General features: G+C 69.6%; 18 protein-coding genes and 1 pseudogene. 11 read left to right on the forward strand and 8 right to left on the reverse strand.

The annotated features are described in order from the left end of the window. Positions 1 to 100 precede the first annotated feature (100 nt). The 3 genes from OG322_RS20920 to OG322_RS20930 form a co-directional block, all read right to left on the reverse strand. Complete coding sequence (locus OG322_RS20920) at positions 101 to 631, reverse strand: HEAT repeat domain-containing protein (protein ID WP_329306788.1); 531 nt, start codon at positions 629 to 631, stop codon at positions 101 to 103. Between the two features lie 116 nt (positions 632 to 747). Continuing rightward, on the reverse strand, positions 748 to 1,539 hold the full coding sequence (locus OG322_RS20925) for a DUF4232 domain-containing protein (protein WP_123459998.1): 792 nt from the start codon (positions 1,537 to 1,539) through the stop codon (positions 748 to 750). A gap of 112 nt (positions 1,540 to 1,651) precedes the next feature. Beyond that, positions 1,652 to 2,395, reverse strand: a complete 744-nt coding sequence (locus OG322_RS20930) for a DUF4232 domain-containing protein (RefSeq protein WP_329306789.1) — start codon at positions 2,393 to 2,395, stop codon at positions 1,652 to 1,654. 339 nt (positions 2,396 to 2,734) lie between these two features. Between OG322_RS20930 and OG322_RS20935 the strand changes: the two genes are divergently transcribed. The 3 genes and pseudogenes from OG322_RS20935 to OG322_RS20945 all read left to right on the forward strand — a co-directional run bounded on the left by OG322_RS20935 (position 2,735) and on the right by OG322_RS20945 (position 6,353). Continuing rightward, on the forward strand, positions 2,735 to 4,138 hold the full coding sequence (locus OG322_RS20935) for a helix-turn-helix domain-containing protein (protein WP_329306790.1): 1,404 nt from the start codon (positions 2,735 to 2,737) through the stop codon (positions 4,136 to 4,138). 414 nt (positions 4,139 to 4,552) lie between these two features. After that, positions 4,553 to 5,417, forward strand: a pseudogene (locus tag OG322_RS20940) (MarR family transcriptional regulator). A gap of 111 nt (positions 5,418 to 5,528) precedes the next feature. After that, the gene (locus OG322_RS20945; RefSeq protein ID WP_260146692.1) at positions 5,529 to 6,353 is read left to right on the forward strand and encodes a CPBP family intramembrane glutamic endopeptidase; all 825 of its coding nucleotides are present in this window, start codon (positions 5,529 to 5,531) and stop codon (positions 6,351 to 6,353) included. 20 nt (positions 6,354 to 6,373) lie between these two features. On the opposite strand, the gene OG322_RS20950 is transcribed toward OG322_RS20945, so the two are convergent. The 3 genes from OG322_RS20950 to OG322_RS20960 are packed head-to-tail and all read right to left on the reverse strand — an operon-like array spanning position 6,374 to position 8,269. Beyond that, positions 6,374 to 7,171 carry a DUF4253 domain-containing protein gene (locus OG322_RS20950; protein ID WP_123459993.1) on the reverse strand — a complete coding sequence of 266 codons (798 nt, stop codon included), beginning with the start codon at positions 7,169 to 7,171 and terminating at the stop codon, positions 6,374 to 6,376. Between the two features lie 37 nt (positions 7,172 to 7,208). After that, positions 7,209 to 7,448 (reverse strand): DUF397 domain-containing protein, encoded by a 240-nt coding sequence (locus OG322_RS20955; RefSeq protein ID WP_329306791.1) that lies wholly within the window; start codon positions 7,446 to 7,448, stop codon positions 7,209 to 7,211. Beyond that, complete coding sequence (locus OG322_RS20960; protein WP_329306792.1) at positions 7,445 to 8,269, reverse strand: helix-turn-helix domain-containing protein; 825 nt, start codon at positions 8,267 to 8,269, stop codon at positions 7,445 to 7,447. The genes OG322_RS20955 and OG322_RS20960 overlap by 4 nt, the downstream gene beginning before the upstream one ends. 113 nt (positions 8,270 to 8,382) lie before the next feature. On the opposite strand from OG322_RS20960, the gene OG322_RS20965 reads away from it, so the two are divergent. From OG322_RS20965 to OG322_RS20985, 5 genes are all read left to right on the forward strand, one after another. After that, entirely contained in the window at positions 8,383 to 8,787 is a 405-nt protein-coding gene (locus OG322_RS20965; RefSeq protein ID WP_123459990.1) for an ATP-binding protein, read from the forward strand. Then, positions 8,763 to 8,993 (forward strand): hypothetical protein, encoded by a 231-nt coding sequence (locus tag OG322_RS20970; protein ID WP_124284280.1) that lies wholly within the window; start codon positions 8,763 to 8,765, stop codon positions 8,991 to 8,993. The genes OG322_RS20965 and OG322_RS20970 overlap by 25 nt, the downstream gene beginning before the upstream one ends. 229 nt (positions 8,994 to 9,222) lie before the next feature. After that, positions 9,223 to 9,801, forward strand: coding sequence for a DUF6232 family protein (locus tag OG322_RS20975; protein WP_241200012.1), 579 nt, complete (start codon positions 9,223 to 9,225; stop codon positions 9,799 to 9,801). Next, a complete protein-coding gene (locus OG322_RS20980) occupies positions 9,798 to 10,142 on the forward strand; it encodes a hypothetical protein (RefSeq protein WP_123459987.1) in 345 nt (114 codons plus the stop codon). Before OG322_RS20975 ends, OG322_RS20980 begins: the two co-directional genes overlap by 4 nt. Positions 10,143 to 10,256: 114 nt before the next feature. Beyond that, positions 10,257 to 11,525, forward strand: a complete 1,269-nt coding sequence (locus OG322_RS20985) for a phospholipase D-like domain-containing protein (RefSeq protein WP_124284279.1) — start codon at positions 10,257 to 10,259, stop codon at positions 11,523 to 11,525. A gap of 34 nt (positions 11,526 to 11,559) precedes the next feature. Here the strand turns inward: OG322_RS20985 and OG322_RS20990 are convergent, their stop codons facing one another. Further along, positions 11,560 to 11,976, reverse strand: a complete 417-nt coding sequence (locus tag OG322_RS20990) for an ATP-binding protein (protein WP_123459985.1) — start codon at positions 11,974 to 11,976, stop codon at positions 11,560 to 11,562. 206 nt (positions 11,977 to 12,182) lie between these two features. Here OG322_RS20990 and OG322_RS20995 point away from each other — a divergent pair, with 206 nt between their 5' ends. After that, positions 12,183 to 12,611: a hypothetical protein gene (locus OG322_RS20995; protein WP_123459984.1), complete on the forward strand. Its 429-nt coding sequence runs from the start codon at positions 12,183 to 12,185 to the stop codon at positions 12,609 to 12,611. Positions 12,612 to 12,922: 311 nt separating this feature from the next. Then, on the forward strand, positions 12,923 to 13,243 hold the full coding sequence (locus OG322_RS21000) for a hypothetical protein (RefSeq protein ID WP_123459983.1): 321 nt from the start codon (positions 12,923 to 12,925) through the stop codon (positions 13,241 to 13,243). A 131-nt stretch (positions 13,244 to 13,374) separates the two neighbouring features. Here the strand turns inward: OG322_RS21000 and argS are convergent, their stop codons facing one another. Then, positions 13,375 to 15,147: an arginine--tRNA ligase gene (gene argS / locus OG322_RS21005; RefSeq protein ID WP_123462065.1), complete on the reverse strand. Its 1,773-nt coding sequence runs from the start codon at positions 15,145 to 15,147 to the stop codon at positions 13,375 to 13,377. Between the two features lie 134 nt (positions 15,148 to 15,281). Here argS and lysS point away from each other — a divergent pair, with 134 nt between their 5' ends. Then, complete coding sequence (gene lysS / locus OG322_RS21010; RefSeq protein WP_329307752.1) at positions 15,282 to 17,048, forward strand: lysine--tRNA ligase; 1,767 nt, start codon at positions 15,282 to 15,284, stop codon at positions 17,046 to 17,048. Positions 17,049 to 17,064 lie beyond the last annotated feature (16 nt).

Genomic DNA, 17,064 nt, shown 5'->3' on the forward strand with positions numbered 1-17,064 from the left:
GTGGCGCACGCGCACCGGGCAGCCTTTGCGGGGAAACGATGAACGATGCCCCACATGTCGGCCGGTGCGGCGGTCCCGGCCCGGGGGCGGGGACCGGCGCTCAGGCCCCCGGTCCGTGACCCCAGGCCGCGAGGATGCGGGCGGCCTCCCGGCCCAGTGTCCGGTCGTCGGCCAGCCGGTGCAGCACCTCGGCCCGGCTCTCGCTCGGGCCCGCGTGGCTGAGCGCTGCCAGGGCGTTGTCCCGGACGAGCTGGTCCTCGTCGCGCAGGACGGCGGCCGCCATCGCGTCGTGGACCTCCGGGTCGTCCGCGTAGGGGCCCAGCGCCATGGCCGCGTACTGCCGCACCAGGTCCTCGTCGGGCCCGCGCATCACGGCCAGCAGTGCGCGGGCGGCCCGCCGGCGGTGCGTGCCGTCCGTGGGCGGCCACAGCCGCAGGGCCGTCGTGGCCTCGATCCTGGCGAGCTCGTACTCCTCGGTGTCCTCGGTCACCGAGGCGAGGAACGGCAGGGCCGCCGGGTGGTCGGGCCGGTCCGCGAGTATGTCGCCTATTCCCGCGACGAGTTCGCGCCGCTTGTCGCTCTCGGGGGGCTGTGCGTGGAACTGATCGATGAGGCTCTCTGTCCGGTCCATTGTGTGTGGCTTCCCCGTGGGAGGCGGCGCACTCCCCGTACGCGCCCGCGCCCCGCCTGCCCCGCCGGTGGGCGGGGTGGACGGGGGGCGGGCAGGGCAGATGGGGCGGACGGGGCTCAGTACTGGAGGGCGTCGGCCATCTCGGTCTGCCAGTAGGTGACGAAGCCGTTGTCGTCCCAGTAGGTGTTGGCGGGGAGCGTCAGCTCGGCGGGGGCGCCCGTGGAACCCACAGGGTTCTTGCCGGCGAAGTTGACCTGGAGGTGGCTGCCCTTGCGGGGGGCGGGGCCGCTGCCGGGCTCGCCGGTCAGGCCGATGGCGGCGTACGCGGACTGGCCCGGCTCAAGTGTCACGACGGCCTGGGGCTGGCTGTCCTCCAGGATCGGGAAGACGGCCTGCGCGTCGTCGAAGCGGAGCTTGGGTGCGTAGTAGGCGTTGCAGAGCTGGGAGCCCGCGTTCGTCACGGTCAGCAGCAGGTGGTTGATGGGGCGGCTCACCTTGGTGACGGTGACCTTGGTGTTACTGCCGGTGCAGGTGACCGTCTTGGTGCTGCTGCTGGTGGGGCCGGCAGTGTTGCCTGCCTTGTCCGTGGAGCCGCTGGTGTTCTTCCCGTCGCTCGTGGCGGGCGGCGCGGTGTTCTTCGTCGTGCCGCTGCCGCTGCCGCCGGTCTTGGTGCCGGAGTTGGCGGCGGGGGCGTCGGTGGCGCCCTCCTCCGGTGCGGCGGTCTGGGGCTGGGACTGGGACTCGGGCTGGGACGTGGCCTGCTTGTCGATGGTGTGCGCCACCGGGGCGGCCGCTCCCGCCTTGCTGCTCTCGCTGCTGCCGCTGTCACCACTGCACGCGGTGAGCGAGAGGGCGGCCAGGAGCGCGGTGGCGGCGAGGGCGGTGGTGCGGATGCGGTTGCTGCGCATGGTGGTACTCCCCGTGAAGTGGTGCTGCTGGTGGTGGTGCTGGTGGTCTGTGCGGTTCAGCGCCGGCGGTTCAGTACTGGCGGTTCAGTACTGGCTGTTCAGTACTGGCTGTTCAGTACTGGAGGGCGTCGGCCATCTCGGTCTGCCAGTAGGTGACGAAGCCGTTGTCGTCCCAGTAGGTGTTGGCCGGGAGCGGCAGCTCGGCCGGGGCGCCCGTGGAGCCGGAGTTACGGTCGGCGAAGTACACCTTGAGGTGGGTGGCCTTGCGCGGGGCCGGGCCGCTGCCGGGCTCGCCGGTGAGGCCGATGGAGGCGTACGCGGACTGGCCCGGGTCGAGCGTGACGACGGCCTGCGGCTGGCTGTCCTTCAGGATCGGGAAGACGGCCTGCGCGTCGTCGAAGCGGAGCATCGGGGCGTAGTAGGCGTAGCAGGGGCGGCTGCCCGCGTTGGTCACGGTGAGCAGCAGGTGGTTGATGGGGCGGCTCACCTTGGTGACCGTGGTCTTGGCGTTCGTGCCGGTGCAGGTGACGGGCTTGCTGCTGGTGGTCTTGCCGCTGGAGTTCTTGCTCACCTGGCTGGTGGAGCCGGTGTCGGCGCCCTTTCCGCTCTTCGTGACGGGCGGCGCGGCGTTCTTCGACGTGCCGTCGGTCTGCGCGTCGGCGTCGGTGGCGTCCTTCTCCGGCGCGGCGGCCGGGGGCTGGGACTGCTTGCCGGCGCTGTCCCCTGCCGGAGCGGACGCTGCCGCCTTGCCGTTGTCGTTCGTGCTGCCGTTGTCACCACTGCATGCGGTGAGCGAGAGGGCGGCCAGGAGGGCGGTGGCGGCGAGGGCGGTGGTGCGGATGCGGTTGCTGCGCATGGTGGTACTCCCCGTGAAGTGGTGGTGGTCTGTGCGGTTCAGTGCTGGACGTCCAGCGCTGGATGTTCAGTACTGGCGGATGAGGATCATGACGACCGTGCCGGTCACGATCACTACGCCGACGGCCAGGACATCGATGAGCTCGATGCGGAAGAGGGTTCGCATTGCTCGTCCCCTGTGCTCTCTGCGGTGTGTCCACAGCTTGCGGGGCGGCGGATTCCGGCCGCAACACCTGCCGAGCCATTGGGGATGCTGGAATGCCTGCGCGTACTGTGACCTGGGCAGATTCCACGTCCCTGGAACGGTGTTCCGGGATGAATCAGGAGGGGGAACGCTGCAGTGGCGACGCCGGAGGCCGAAGAGTTCGCGGCCCTGCTCAAGGAACTGAAGGACCGTTCGGGACGCAGTTACGGGGTGCTCGCCGCGAAGCTGCACGTCAGCACGTCGACGCTTCATCGGTACTGCAACGGGGACGCCGTCCCCAACGAGTACGGGTCCGTGGAACGGCTGGCCCGGCTGTGCGGGGCCACGTCCGACGAACTCGTGGAGCTGCACCGGCGGTGGATCGTCGCCGAGGCCGCGCGGCGACGCGGGAAGCCGGAGAACGGGAAGCCGGAGAACGGGGCGGCGGCGAATGCCTCGGCTCCGGTTCAGGTTCCGGCTCCGGCTCCCGAGCCGGCTCCCGAGCCCGAGCGTCGACGCGAGCCGGAAGCAGAGTCCGCGCCCGCGTCCGCACCCGAGTCCGCGCCCGCTTCCGACCTGGAGCGTGAGCACCCGGCCGCGTCCGCCGCCCCGGCCGCCCGCTGGCGACGCGCGTCGGCCCGTACGCGCGTGCTGCTCGCCGCGGCGGCCGTCGTCGCGCTCACCGTGCCCACCGCCGTCGTCGCCAACCAGCTCGCCGGGGCGAGCGAGGACGCCGCCGTGGGTACCCCGCACGCGACGGACCCGGGGGATGACGACAAGAAGGCGGACACCGTGGCCGAGGCCTCGAAGAGCGCCTCCGCGTCACCCAGCCCCTCGCGGAAGCCGAGCGCTTCCGCGGACACCGGGTCCCCCACTCCGTCCGCGGGCACCTCCAAGCCCGCCGCGCACCACACGGAATCCGTGCCGAAGGCTGCCACCGGGCGGCCGCCGACCGTCACCATCAGCTCGTACAACTGGGAAGAGCCCTGCGGGCAGTACTACCTGCTGGACCAGGACGCCGACTTCGTGCCTCCGCCGCCCGTGCCGCAGGACACCCGTGGCTGGGCCCGTGCGCTGGGCGGGGTGGACGGCGGCCAGATGAAGCTCGAACTCACCGTGCAGGGCACCTCGCAGCAGGCGGTCGTCCTGCGAAGGATGAACGTGCGGGTGCTGAACCGCGACGCGCCCCTGAAGCGGTCCGCGTTCTCGATGGGCGAGGGCTGCGGGAGCGGAATCGAGCCCCAGTCCTTCGATATCGGCCTGGACAACAGCCGTCCCGCGCTCACGCCCGTGGCGGGGCAGCAGGGGGACAAGAAGGTCCCGCCGAAGGACTTCCCGTTCAGCGTCTCCTCCAAGGATGTGGAGGTCTTCGACCTCGACGCGCATGTGGAGGGCCACGACGTCAGGTGGTACCTGGAGCTGGAGTGGAGCAGCGGCGGCCAGACGGGCACGATGCGCATCGACGACGGCGGAAAGCCGTTCCGTACGAGCAGCATCGCGGGACGGCCGGAGTACCGCTACAACAGGGACACCTCCAAGTGGGAGGCCCCCTCCCTCTGACGCCCACCCGAATCTCGGGGCTCGGGTCTCGGGTCCCGGGATTCGAGTGGGGCGATTCACTCGTTCGAGCGTATGAGGGGCGGGGCCGGGCCGGGGCTTGAGGCTCGGGATTCGAGACCCGGGACACGAGCTCCGAGATTCGAGCGCCTTCCTTTAACCGGTAGGGAGAGAAGGGTGGTTGGGAAAACCTTCCCGACCTCCCTGACCCGTCACGGCCAGCAAGTATGACTAATGGTGACAGCTTGCGACGGTGCGTGGCGACTGTCTACGGTGCGAGAACGAAGCGACCCCGACGCGGTGTAATCGCACCGGCCGGGGTCTGACCTCAAGATCGCAAGCAAAGGAAACGATCTCGTGGCTCCTCAGAACTTTAGTCCCGCTCTGCCCGCGTCCGCAGTGCCGGCCCCGTGCCCGATGGCCCATCCCGGTTACGGCAAGCGATCCGTCCCGGACGAACTTCCGCCCCTCGCTGATGACTTCGCGTTGCTGCCCCTGCGGGTGCGGTATGTGGCCGCGTTCATCGAGCGGCTGCCCGAGGGCGCCACGATGAGCGTGAAGTGCCTCGCCAAGCAGATCCCGCTGTACGGACAGCAGGCCGTCGGCTCCGCCCTGACCGCGCTGTCGGTGGCCGGGCATCTGCGGCGCGTACGGTGCGCGGTCGGTGGCGGTGACCAGGTGCGGTGGGTGTTCCGGACCTACTGGTCGCGGACCGCCCACGACAGCGAATGGTGGGCGAACCATCTGGCGCCCGAGCCCGCCCCTGCCTCCGTCCCCGAACCCGTACGGAAACCGGCCCCCGCGCCCCGCACCGAGAGCCCCGCCCCCGCCCTCGCCCGCGTACCTCGCGCTGGCCGGGCTCGGGCGCGCCGACGCGCGCCTCGCGCTCTCCGCCGCCGACTGCACGGCCCTGGCACCCCTGGCCGAGCGCTGGCTCGCACGCGGCGTGGGCGCCGACTACCTCACCCGCGCCGTCACCGCCGGACTGCCCGCCCGCGTCGACTCACCCGTCGGCTTCCTCCGCCACCGCCTCAACGACAAGATCCCGCCCGCACTGCCCACCGCCCCCACACCGCCACCCGCCGGGGCCCCCGTCCGGCGCGTGATGATGGAGTGCACCGAATGCGGCACCCCCGGCCGCCCCGAAGCACTCCCCCATGGCCTCTGCCAACCCTGCCACCAGCCCAGGACCGCCACCGACGCCCCGGCCGCCCCGCCCGCCGAACGCGACATCAGCGCCCATGTCGCCGGACTGCGCGGGCTCCTCGCGGGCGGTAGGTGAGTCGGGTGTTCACCTATAGTCCTATTAGATCGTGACATGGGAAGATTCGGCGATCACCGTGCGAACGACGCGGCGGGTGCGGCAATGCCGTTGACAGTGAAGGTGGGGCCGGTGGACACAGCCGAGGCGGAGAAGAAGCAGGTCGGGCGCACATTCACGTGGCCGTGGTTCCTGGTGGCGGTGATCGTCTACCTGGGAATCATCCAGGGAATCGGTCAGCTGACCGGAGTGGACACCTCCTCCTCCGACAGCCAGTTCCCGACCACCGAGTCGCTCGTTCGCAACGCGCTGATCCCGATCGGCGCCTCGATCGTGTTCGTGGCCGCACTGGTGACCTGGCTCGGCTGGTGGGGCGAAGTGCTGCGCTACCGCGCGCCCGTGCGGCGCTGGGTGCGCTGGGTACCGATCTCCATGCTGCTCGCCGCCCTTGTCGGGCTGAACTACGGCCACCTCGGCGACCAGAGCGCCGCTCTGGTCGGCTGCCTGCTGCTGCTCGGACTGTTCGTCGGTGTGGGCGAGGAACTGATGTTCCGCGGCATCGGCGTCCACGTGTTCAAGCGCGCCGGATTCAGCGAGGGCAAGGTCGCCCTCTGGTCATCCGTGATCTTCGGCCTGGCTCACGTCAGCAACGCCATCGGCCAGGGCGCCCAGGCGATCATTCAGGCCCTGGTCGTCTGCACCTCGGGCTACTTCTTCTACCTGTGCCTGCGTGTGGGCGGCGTGATCCTCCTGCCGATGCTCGTCCACGGGCTGTGGGACACCAGTCTGTTCTCCAGCATGGTCGGCACCGAGCCCGTCGCCTACCCCGGCCTCGTCCTCATCATCGTGCTCCAGGTCGCCCTGATCATCGTGCTCGTCAGCCGACGCCGCGGGATCGAGCCGGTCTCGCCCCAGAACACGGCACAGCCGACTCTCCCCACCCCTCAGTCCCCGTAGTAGCGGAAAGCCCCTGGGGCTCAGTCCCACCAGAACGCCCACGTCTCCTGGTTCAGCACCGCCTTCTCCGCGTATGTCCGGAGGGTGTTGAGCGTCGACTGCTGGATGTTGTCCGGGCAGAACGCGAAGTGCTCGGCGGCCAGCGCCTCGGCCTCGGCCGCCGTGGTCGGCGGGCGGCTCACGGAGACGACCATCGTGTCGAAGCCGAGCACCACGACGCGTGCCCCGAACCGGTCCTCCCAGGAACGCAGCACCGCGCAGAGCCGGGCCACGTCGTTCTCGTGGTTGAGCGGCCCCGACCAGCCGATCGCCGCCGGTATGTCCGCGCTGCGCCGCGCGGGCACCAGCGCCGCCCGCATTCCGGCCGGCGAGAAGTCCATCTGGGTCATCTGGTCCGCGATCTCGGCCGCCAGACCGTCCGGGGTGTCCGGCCCCGCCTCGGCCGGCACGGGAGCCAGGCCCGGCCAGTCGGTCGCGGAGTCGTCGAGGTCGAGTTCGTCCTCGGCGTACGCCTCCCACACCTCGCTCAGGACATCCTCGGCGTCATGGTCCCCGGGGTACGTCGTCCGGGCCGGCATGAGGTCCCAGTGCTCGGGCCACTGGGTGCGCATCCCGCCGTCGATCAGTACCGGAAGCAGCCCGACGGGCCGCCCCAACGCGCGCAGCGCGGCCCACGAGCCGGGGGACGCGGACTCGTCCCCGTACCAGAGCAGTGGTTCGTCCCACGCGCCGTCGGCCGTGTCGACCACGCGTGTGCCGGGCGGGAGTTCCAGCCCGGTGTCGGCCGGAGAGCGGAGGGGATTCGGGAGCATCGCCATGCCAAAACCCTAGGCGCCCCCACTGACACTCGTCCCGTCAGCGTCCTACGTGCCCGGTGAACGCGGCCCAGGCGGTGGGGGCGAGGGTGAGCGCGGGGCCCTCGGGGTTCTTGGAGTCACGGACGTGCACGGCGCGGGGGTGAGCGGCGACCTCGACGCACTCGCCGCCTTCGTCGCTGCTGTAGCTGGACTTCCGCCAGTCGTAGGCGACTTCGAGGCACTCGCCACCGTCGCTGCCGCTGTAGCTGGATTTGAACCAAACACGTGCGGTGCTCATAACTCTCCTAGCAGCCGGTCCAGCAGACCCTTCGAATCCTCGACGTTGTGGGCCTGCGTTCGCAGCATCGCATATTTCTGCGACAAGATGCTGACCTCGTCCGGGTCGGAGATGAGCTGGCTGCCACGCTGCGTTTCGGTGTAGGCGATGCGTTGGTAGTCCGGTGTTTCCAACAGGATGAACGGGCCGGCGAGGGCTGCGTGCGTGGCCCGGTCCAGGGGCATGATCTGGAGCGCGAATCCGGGGAGATCGGCACATGCGCGCAGGTGGCGGAGGGTCTCCTCATGCACCACGGGGCCGCCCAGGGGTGCCCGCACGATCGCCTCGGAGATGATGAAGCTCGTGGTGGGCGGGAGTGTGCGCCGCATGATCTCCTGACGCTCCAGCCGGTTGCTGACGTGGGTGTCGATCTCCTCCGGGCTGAACGCCGGAACGCGGCTGCCGAAGACGGCCCGCGCGTACGTCTCCGTCTGCAACAGGCCGGGCAGAACCTGGTTGGCGAAGAAGGACAACGCCAGCGCCGACCGCTCCAGGTCCATGTACTGCTCCGCCCACGCCGGGATCAGGTCCACCTCCGGCATGTTGTCCACCGCCGTCTCCAGCGTGCCCTTCGTGTCCAGGAGGCTGTCCAGGACGCGGGCCAGGGGAGGGAGCAGGGTGCGGCGGCCCTGTTCGATGGAGGCGATGGTCTCCGGCTGGGCGCAGGCCTGTTCGGCCAGTTGGCGCTGGGTCAGTCCTGCGGCGATGCGGAACCGCGCCACGAGCGCGCCCACGAGCTTCATTGCCGACGCGTTCTTGCGCTGCCGATTCCTGGGGTGCATACGGTCCCCACTCCCCACTCTCGTCCGTACTTCACGCGTGACCGGCCCGTACAAGAAATCTGTACGGGTGCACGTACTGCATCAGCGTAGTCACGGAGTGTGACTCTCGTCTCATGAACGAGACGATGCAACTCGTGCTCATGCGCGAGCGGTTCTACCGGCGCGAGCGCCTATCGGTGCGGTCCGTGCGGGAGTTCGTGCGGACCGCCGCCGAGGACTGGGGGTACGGGGCGCGGGCCGACGACGTACTGCTCTGTGCGAGCGAGCTGGCGACCAACGCCCTGGTGCACGGGGTGCCGCCGGGGCGCGGGTACCGGGTGCGGCTGCTGCTCAGCGAGGCGGGGCGGCTGATGCGGGTCGAGGTGCACGACAGCGGGGACGGGACGCCCGTGGCGCGGGAGCCGGCCGGGGAGTCGGGGCGGGGGCTGCTGATCGTGGCGGCGTTCTCCGACGGGTGGGGGGTGGGGGAGCGCAGCCCCGGCAAGGTGGTCTGGTGTCAGTTCCGCAGGGAGCGGTGACGGCCGGAGGCCTCGGCGAGGAGCCCGATGGCTCCTCGGGGAGGACCGTGTCCCGTGCCGGCAGCATGGCCGCGACCGAGTGGCCGTGGTTCAGCCCGGTCCCGTTCAGGAGGACGGTCCTGGTGGGAGGCCATTTCGGCCTCGTCGTCGTGGTCGTCGTCGTCCTCGAAAATCTGTCGGCCGAAGGCCGGTCAACGCGGATCTGATGTCGATCTCGCAGGTCAGGGAAGGTGTGCGCAGGGCCTGCCGGTCGTGCGGGGTGCTCCGGGGCGGACGGTGGGGCAGGTGGTCGGATCTCGCCAACTCCGTTGCTGTGAAGTTTCGTTGAATGATTTCGGCTTGCACCGACAAAGGGTGCGGCGCTTAATGGGTCCTTCGCGGTGAGCGATCATTCGAGGGGGAGTCATGGAGCCACCGGCCGTACCACCGCGCCCCATGGGCGCGCCTTCGCCGCTGCTCGTGCACTCGGTGGATCTCCGGGTCAGCAAGCGGCTGCTGTGGGTCGGGCCGGCCGCGTATCCGCTGGAGAACATCGCCCGCGTCTTCACGTTCGTGCTGCGTCCGCGACGCAAGGAGGCGATCACGCTGTTCTGCAAGCGCGTGGCGTTGACGCTCGCGCTGGCGGTGGGCATGACCGTTCTCATTCTGCTGGTGGACGCGGTGGCGTCCATCGGCCGGGGCGAGAGCAGTGGTGGCCCGTTCATCTTCCTCGTGTGGCTCGGGACGGTGGGCGGGTTCGTCTACTACCTGCTGGAGCTGACCCAGGTCCTCTCGGCCCGCTCGCACTTCGTGCTGGCGGTGGAGACGTCGGGGCCGTCGACGGCGATGGTGACCAGCCGTGATCCGGGTGAACTGATTCAGCTCGTCGGTCGCATCGCCCACGCGATCGACCATCCGGAGGCCGAGTTCACCGTGCGGGTGGAGGGAATCAGCGCGAGTCCCCAGATCTACCACTTCGGGGACAACGTCAATATGTACGGAGGGTCCGGGAACGTGGGGATTGCGAATTCATGAGCGGCGACAACGTGAACATGTACGGCGGCTCGGGGAACACGGGCATCCAGAACAACCATTTCGCGCCGTCCGCCGAAGCCGTCTCCCCGGAGTTGCGGGAGGCGCTACGGGAACTGCTGCGGCTGGTCGGTGAGCTGCGGGGGCAGCTCCCGCCGGCCAGTGCCCGGGTCCTGGACGACAACCTGCCCGCCCTCACCGGGCAGGGCGTCCCGCCGCAGGCGCCGGAGGAGCGGCATCGCGCGCTGCTGGCGGTCGCCGGTATCGCGGCCACGGTGTCGACGGTCGGGGAGCCGGTGGTCGAGGCGGTCAGGAAGGTGCTCGGGCTCCTGGGCGCTGTGTGAGCCGTAACGCGGGCGATCGAACGCGTGGACGGCGAAGTCGCGGGAAGGTGCCCGGGGCAACTTCCACAGGGAGCGGTGCACGGAACCGCCCAGCGACGACCGTCGAGGAGACGTATGACCAGCACCATGGACGACAGACCGGAGCACCTCCGCCCGGACACGTCCGACGCCTCCACCTCCGACGCCTCCACCTCCGAGGCCTCCGCCGAGCAGGAGACCGCGCTCCTCGTTGAGCGCGCACTCAGGCTGCGACGGCGGCTGGAGCGGCTCATCGGAATCGCCGCGACCGAGGGAAACGAGCTGGTCCCGCTCCGCAACGGTGACGCGATCTTCGCCGCGATGCTGGAGAGCATCCGGGGCGCCGAGCACACCGTGGACATGATGACCTTCGTCTACTGGCGTGGCGACATAGCCGGGGAGTTCGCCCGGACGCTGGCCGATCGGGCTCGGGCCGGAGTCAGGGTCCGGCTGCTGCTGGACGGGTTCGGCAGCCGGCTGATCGAGAAGGACCAGCTCGCGGGGATGGAGGCGGCCGGGGTCCAGGTGGCGTGGTTCCGTAAACCCCTGCACCTCTCACCGCTGAAGCAGAACCACCGGTGCCACCGCAAGGTCCTCGTGGTCGACGAGGAGACAGCGTTCACCGGGGGCGTCGGGATAGCCGAGGAGTGGTGCGGGGACGCCCGCAACGAGAACGAGTGGCGCGACACCCACGTACAGGTGCGCGGACCCGCTGTGGACGGACTGGCGGCGGCGTTCGCGCAGAACTGGGCCGAGTGCCACGAGGAACTGTTCGACGCCCGCGACCGGTTCCTGCGGACGCAGCCGCGCGGGGAGGCGGTCGTCCAGGTCGTGCGCGGTTCGGCCAGTGTCGGCTGGCAGGACATGCAGACGTTGCTCCGCGTCGTACTGGAGTCCGCCGAGGAGCGCGTACGGCTCACCACGGCCTACTTCGCGCCCGACACGTACTTCGTGGAACTGCTCTGTGCCGCCGCGCGGCGCGGGGTCGATGTGGAGATCCTGCTGCCGGGACCGCACACCGACAAGCGGGTCTGCCAACTGGCCGGACAACTGCACTACGAGGACCTCACCGCCTGCGGCGTGAAGATCTTCCAGTACCAGCCGACGATGATGCACACCAAGGCCATCACGGTCGACCGCGTCGCGTCGCTGATCGGCTCGACCAACTTCAACCGGCGCTCGCTGGACCACGACGAGGAAGTGATGCTCGCGGTGATGGACCGTACGTTCACCGCGACGCTGGACGGCCATTTCGATCAGGACATGAAGGCGAGTGTCCTGATCGAGGGCGGGCGCTGGAAGCGGCGGTCGGTCGTGCAGCGCATCCGGGAGGCGTCGGTCGTGCCGTTCCGCCGCTTTCTGTGACGGCGGTCGCTGAACTCATCGGCCGGTGAACCGTTCAGCGCGCCAGTGTGGCGAGAATGGTCTTTCCCCGGCTGCCGTGACGGTGGATGGTGACGTGGCTGGCCAGCCGGAGGACCATCGGCCAGCCGAAGCCGCCCGTCCGGCCGGTCAGGTCCGGGACGCGGCACTGCGGATGGGTGGGGCTGGGGTCGACGACCCGCACGTGCAGCGCACCCTGATCGGCCCCGAACGACAGGGCGGTGACTCCTCCGGCGTACCGGATCGCATTCGTCACCAGCTCCGAGGAGAGCAGCACCAGATTCTGGACCGCGCGGGTGGACGGTGCCGGACTCAGTTTCGCGACGAAGACGGCGGCGGCCTCGCGGGCATCCGAGGCCCGGAGCGGCGGGGGTGCGGCCTCCGAGGACATTTCCACGGTGGAGAAGTCGGGTGCGGCGCATTGGTCGTTCATGTGGATTCACCCCAGAGGAAAAGGCTCGGTGGCCGGTCTTGGCTGCGTGTACCCGAGCCATTGCCGTGTATCCGAAATTCGTCCGTACGGGTGGCCGTTCCATTCGAGGCGTGCGGTGGCCCCTTCGGGGCAGGTGAGCGGCACCAGACAATGCGGTTCGCCCGGATACGGTTCCGGGACGACCGCCGCGGCGAAGGGAACATCCCATGAACGAGTCCGTCGACCGCTCACCGGACTCGACCGCGGTGATCACCGAGGCGGTGCCCGATCTCCAGCTCCAGCTGCTGATCCAGCTCCTCGACCGGGAGATGCGCTCCGGTCTGCCGCTCACGCTGGCCATCCCGGCCGGTGTGCTGCACGGTGACGTGATCGGGCACGAGGCCTGGAAGGCGGACTGGTCCAGGAGTCTGCGACAGGTCGAGGGCGAGGGCGCCAACCTCATCGCCGAGTTCCCCGAGACGGTGGATCAGGGCATCAAGGAGCTCCGCGCCGACGAGGACGCGCAGCAGCTCCCCCGCTGGATTCATCTGCGCGACGCCACGCTCGTGTTCGGCGGTGCGGCTCCGCTGCGGCTGCCGCTGTGGCGTGGGCGGCTGTCCGACGTCTCCGGGTGGGCGCTGGGACGGCCCGAGTAGTTCCCGCAGCCAAGCCCCGTGGCTCCCGTCCGGGAGCCGGGAGTGTCAACTACGCATCGCGTTCGTCGAATAACTGTCCGTGATCGATTTTCGGCTAACCCTCCGCCACTCATTTCGTGCATCGCGCGCTTCGGCGTCTGCCCGTCCGGCCGTCCCCACCGGCGCCGGTCGATGGCAGACGCTCGTTTCATCCCACCTGGGGCGGTATGACGCTTTCGGCCAGTTGGTCCGGGCGGTCTAGTGGATCAGTCCGGGGTGGATCAGGCTGAATCGGACCGATCACTTCGGTCCGACCCTCAGAGGAGACGAACGTGCGTAGTCACCACCGCGTCGCAGCTGTCGCCGCATCCCTCGCACTGGCCGGCGGGGGGCTGCTGGGAGTGGCCTCGCCGGCCGCGGCATCCGCGTCAGGGCTTTCCTGCGGAAACCCCAAACCTCTGGTCGGGAGCGCAGGACATCACGGCGCCTCCATCAGCTGTACGGGCGGAGCGTTCACCGAGTTCATCGACTGCTTCAAGCCCGGATACGGCACCTACCGGCACTTCGGTAACCGCGCGGTGTCCGGTGGCACTTCCACCACCTGGTGCGACATCGGCGCGGACGTCACAACCGTGGGCGTCACAGCCTCCTGAGAGCCATCCACCGCGCGCAGTCGTGCCCGGCCGGACGCGTGAAGGGCCGCTGACAGCACTCCGGGTAGGCCAGGAGAGTGTCAGCGGCCCCTCGCGTCAGGAACGCACGGCGTGTCGGGAACGCGTGGCGGTCAGAGCCGTTCGGGCGTCCGGATGCCGAGCAGCGCCATGCCCTGGTGGAGCGTGCGGGCGGTGACGTCGCAGAAGAACAGCCGGTTCTCGACGACCTCGGGCGAGTTGTCGTCGCTGAGGACGTGGCACTGGTCGTAGAACGTCGTGTAGTGCGAAGCCAGCTGGTAGAGGTACGCGGCCAGCTTGTGCGGCTCGTAGCCCGCCGCCACCTCGGACAGCACCTCGGCGAACCGGTCCAGGTGCAGACCCAGCGCCCGCTCGGCCGGGGCCAGCTCCAGCTCCGGGTGCGCGACCGGCTTCGCGTCGCCGGCCTTGCGCAGGATCGACCGGATACGCGCGTACGCGTACTGGAGGTAGACGGACGTGTCGCCGTGCAGCGACACCATCTGGTCCAGGTCGAACTTGTAGTCCCGCACGGCGGAGGTCGACAGGTCCGCGTACTTCACGGCGCCGATGCCGACGTACCGGCCGTTCTCGACGATCTCCTCCTCGGTCAGACCGACCTTCTCGGCCTTCTCCCGGACCACGGCCGTCGCCCGCTCGACCGCCTCGTCGAGCAGGTCCTCCAGCTTGACCGTGACGCCCTCACGGGTCTTGAACGGCTTGCCGTCCTTGCCGAGGACGGTGCCGAACGCCAGCTGGTGCGCCTTGACGTCCTCGGTCAGCCAGCCGGCCCGCCGGGCCGTCTCGAAGACCATCTTGAAGTGCAGGGACTGCCGCACGTCCACCACGTACAGCAGGGTGTCCGCCTTGAGGTTCCGCACCCGGTCGCGGATCGCGGAGAGGTCGGTCGCCGCGTAGCCGTAACCGCCGTTCGTCTTCTTGACGATGAGCGGGACCTTGTTGCCGTCCGGGCCCAGCACATCGTCGAAGAAGACGCAGAGCGCACCCTCGGAGCGGACGGCGACGCCCGTCTCCTCCAGGATGCGGCAGGTCTCCTCCAGCATGTCGTTGTAGCCGGACTCGCCGACGATGTCGGGGTCGCTGATCTCCATGTCGAGCTTGTCGAAGACCGAGTAGAAGTAGATCTTCGACTCGTCGACGAACCGCTGCCACATGGCGAGCGTCTCCGCCTCACCGGCCTGGAGGGCCACCACCCGGTCCCGCGAGCGGGCCTTGAACTCCTCGTCGGAGTCGAAGAGCACCCGCGAGGCCTTGTAGAGCCGGTTGAGCGAGGACATGGCGGCTTCGCCGTCGGCCTTGCCGCCCTCGTGGTCCAGCTCGTCGGGGTGCTCGACCAGGTACTGGATGAGCATGCCGAACTGGGTGCCCCAGTCGCCGATGTGGTGGCGCCGGACCACGGACTCGCCGGTGAACTCCAGGATCTGCACCATCGCGTCACCGATCACGGCGGACCGCAGGTGACCGACGTGCATCTCCTTGGCCACGTTCGGCTGGGCGTAGTCGATGACGGTGGTGCCCACGGCGCTGCTGTACGGGACGCCGAGCCGGCCCTCGCCGTCCGCGGCGCGGGCGGCGAGCGTCTCGATGATCGACCTGTCGGAGAGCGTGATGTTCAGGAAGCCGGGGCCGGAGACCTCGATGTCCTTGATCAGATCGCTCGCCGGGAGGGCGGCCGTGACCTGGGCGGCCAGCTCGCGCGGGTTGCCCTTGAGCTTCTTGGCGAGGGCCAGGATTCCGTTGGCCTGGAAGTCGGCCCGGTCACTTCGGCGCAGCAGCGGGTCCGCGGTACCGGCATCCGGCAGAGCTGCCGTCAGGGCGTCCGCCAGCTGCTGCTGGAGCGTGGAAGCGAGGGAATTGACCGAGGCCATCAGCTGGCTGCCGTTTCCGTAGGAGTACAAGGGATGGACCCAAGTATTCCACGGTGTGTAAAGCCGTTTTCGCGCTGTGGGCCGTACCTGGGAGAATGGCGAGCGCCCCTATGAGTCCTACAAGAGAGAAGGACGTGCCGACCGTGGCTCAGAGTCAGAGCAGCACCGAGACCGACTGGGTCTCCCGCTTCGCGGACGATGTCATCGCCGAATCGGAGCGTCGTGCGCCTGGCAAACCGGTCGTCGTCGCCTCCGGTCTCTCCCCGTCAGGCCCGATCCACCTGGGCAACCTGCGCGAGGTCATGACCCCGCACCTGGTCGCCGACGAGATCCGCCGCCGCGGCCACACCGTCCGGCACCTGATCTCCTGGGACGACTACGACCGCTACCGCAAGGTGCCCAGCGGCGTCCCGGGTGTCGACGAGTCGTGGGCCGAGCACATCGGCAAGCCGCTGACCTCGGTGCCCGCCCCGGCCGGCTCCGCGTACCCGAACTGGTCCGAGCACTTCAAGGCCGCGATGACGGACGCGCTGGACGAGATGGGTGTCGAGTACGACGGAATCAGCCAGACGGAGCAGTACCTGGCGGGCACGTACCGCGAGCAGGTCCTGCACGCGATGCGGCACCGCGCCGACATCGACGCCGTCCTGGACCGCTACCGGACCAAGAAGGACCCGGCGGCGGGCGGTGCGCCGGGCAAGGGCAGGAAGCCGCAGCAGAAGAAGGCCGACGAGGCCGAGCTGGAGGCCGAGGCCGGCTCCGGCGCGGCGAGCGAGGACGACGGCAGCGGCGGTTCGGCCGGCTACTTCCCGTACAAGCCCTACTGCGGCAACTGCGAGAAGGACCTGACCACGGTCACGTCGTACGACGACGAGAGCACCGAGCTGAACTACACCTGCGCGGCCTGCGGCTTCGCCGAAACGGTTCGGCTGAAGGAGTTCAACCGCGGCAAGCTGGTCTGGAAGGTCGACTGGCCGATGCGCTGGGCGTTCGAGGGCGTGATCTTCGAGCCGAGCGGGGTGGACCACTCCTCGCCCGGTTCCTCGTTCGTCGTCGGCGGCCAGATCGTCCGCGAGATCTTCGACGGCGTGCAGCCGATCGGGCCGATGTACGCCTTCGTCGGCATCTCCGGCATGGCGAAGATGTCCTCCTCCAAGGGCGGTGTGCCGACCCCGGCCGACGCGCTGAAGATCATGGAGGCCCCGCTGCTGCGCTGGCTGTACGCGCGCCGCAGGCCCAACCAGTCCTTCAAGATCGCCTTCGACCAGGAGATCCAGCGGCTCTACGACGAGTGGGACTCGCTGGAGCGCAAGGTCGCCGACGGCTCCGTGCTGCCGGCCGACGCCGCCGCGTACGCCCGCGCGATCGGGACGGCCGCCGGTGAGCTGCCGCGTACCCCGCGCCCGCTGCCGTACCGCACCCTCGCCTCGGTCGCCGACATCACCGCAGGGGCCGAGGACCAGACGCTGCGCATCCTCAGCGAGCTGGACCCTTCGAGCCCGCTGACCTCGCTGGACGAGGTCAGGCCGCGGCTGGACCGGGCCGAGAGCTGGATCACCACCCAGGTCCCGGCCGAGGCCCGCACCATCGTGCGCGACGAGCCGGACAAGGAGCTCCTCGGCTCGCTCGACGACGAGGGCCGCGCATCGCTGCGGCTGCTGCTGGAGGGCCTCGACTCGCACTGGTCGCTGGACGGGCTGACCACGCTCGTCTACGGCGTGCCGAAGACGCTGGCCGGGCTTGAGGCGGACGCCAAGCCGACGCCCGAGCTGAAGTCCGCGCAGCGGTCGTTCTTCGCGCTGCTGTACCGGCTGCTCGTCAGCCGGGACACCGGGCCGCGACTGCCCACGCTGCTGCTCGCGGTCGGGGCGGACCGGGTGCGCAGGCTGCTCGGCGCGTAACGACGACCGGCGAAGG

Source organism: Streptomyces sp. NBC_01260 (assembly GCF_036226405.1).
Taxonomy (GTDB): Bacteria; Actinomycetota; Actinomycetes; order Streptomycetales; family Streptomycetaceae; genus Streptomyces; species Streptomyces laculatispora.

What these genes read in the sequence shown, in the direction of transcription:
- OG322_RS20920 (WP_329306788.1), bottom strand. Translation starts at nt 631, where the DNA reads ATGGACCGGACAGAGAGCCTCATCGATCAGTTCCACGCACAGCCCCCC.
- OG322_RS20925 (WP_123459998.1), bottom strand. Translation starts at nt 1,539, where the DNA reads ATGCGCAGCAACCGCATCCGCACCACCGCCCTCGCCGCCACCGCGCTC.
- OG322_RS20930 (WP_329306789.1), bottom strand. Translation starts at nt 2,395, where the DNA reads ATGCGCAGCAACCGCATCCGCACCACCGCCCTCGCCGCCACCGCCCTC.
- OG322_RS20950 (WP_123459993.1), bottom strand. Translation starts at nt 7,171, where the DNA reads ATGGCGATGCTCCCGAATCCCCTCCGCTCTCCGGCCGACACCGGGCTG.
- OG322_RS20955 (WP_329306791.1), bottom strand. Translation starts at nt 7,448, where the DNA reads ATGAGCACCGCACGTGTTTGGTTCAAATCCAGCTACAGCGGCAGCGAC.
- OG322_RS20960 (WP_329306792.1), bottom strand. Translation starts at nt 8,269, where the DNA reads ATGCACCCCAGGAATCGGCAGCGCAAGAACGCGTCGGCAATGAAGCTC.
- OG322_RS20965 (WP_123459990.1), top strand. Translation starts at nt 8,383, where the DNA reads ATGAACGAGACGATGCAACTCGTGCTCATGCGCGAGCGGTTCTACCGG.
- OG322_RS20975 (WP_241200012.1), top strand. Translation starts at nt 9,223, where the DNA reads ATGGGCGCGCCTTCGCCGCTGCTCGTGCACTCGGTGGATCTCCGGGTC.
- OG322_RS20980 (WP_123459987.1), top strand. Translation starts at nt 9,798, where the DNA reads ATGAGCGGCGACAACGTGAACATGTACGGCGGCTCGGGGAACACGGGC.
- OG322_RS20985 (WP_124284279.1), top strand. Translation starts at nt 10,257, where the DNA reads ATGACCAGCACCATGGACGACAGACCGGAGCACCTCCGCCCGGACACG.
- OG322_RS20990 (WP_123459985.1), bottom strand. Translation starts at nt 11,976, where the DNA reads ATGAACGACCAATGCGCCGCACCCGACTTCTCCACCGTGGAAATGTCC.
- OG322_RS20995 (WP_123459984.1), top strand. Translation starts at nt 12,183, where the DNA reads ATGAACGAGTCCGTCGACCGCTCACCGGACTCGACCGCGGTGATCACC.
- argS (WP_123462065.1), bottom strand. Translation starts at nt 15,147, where the DNA reads ATGGCCTCGGTCAATTCCCTCGCTTCCACGCTCCAGCAGCAGCTGGCG.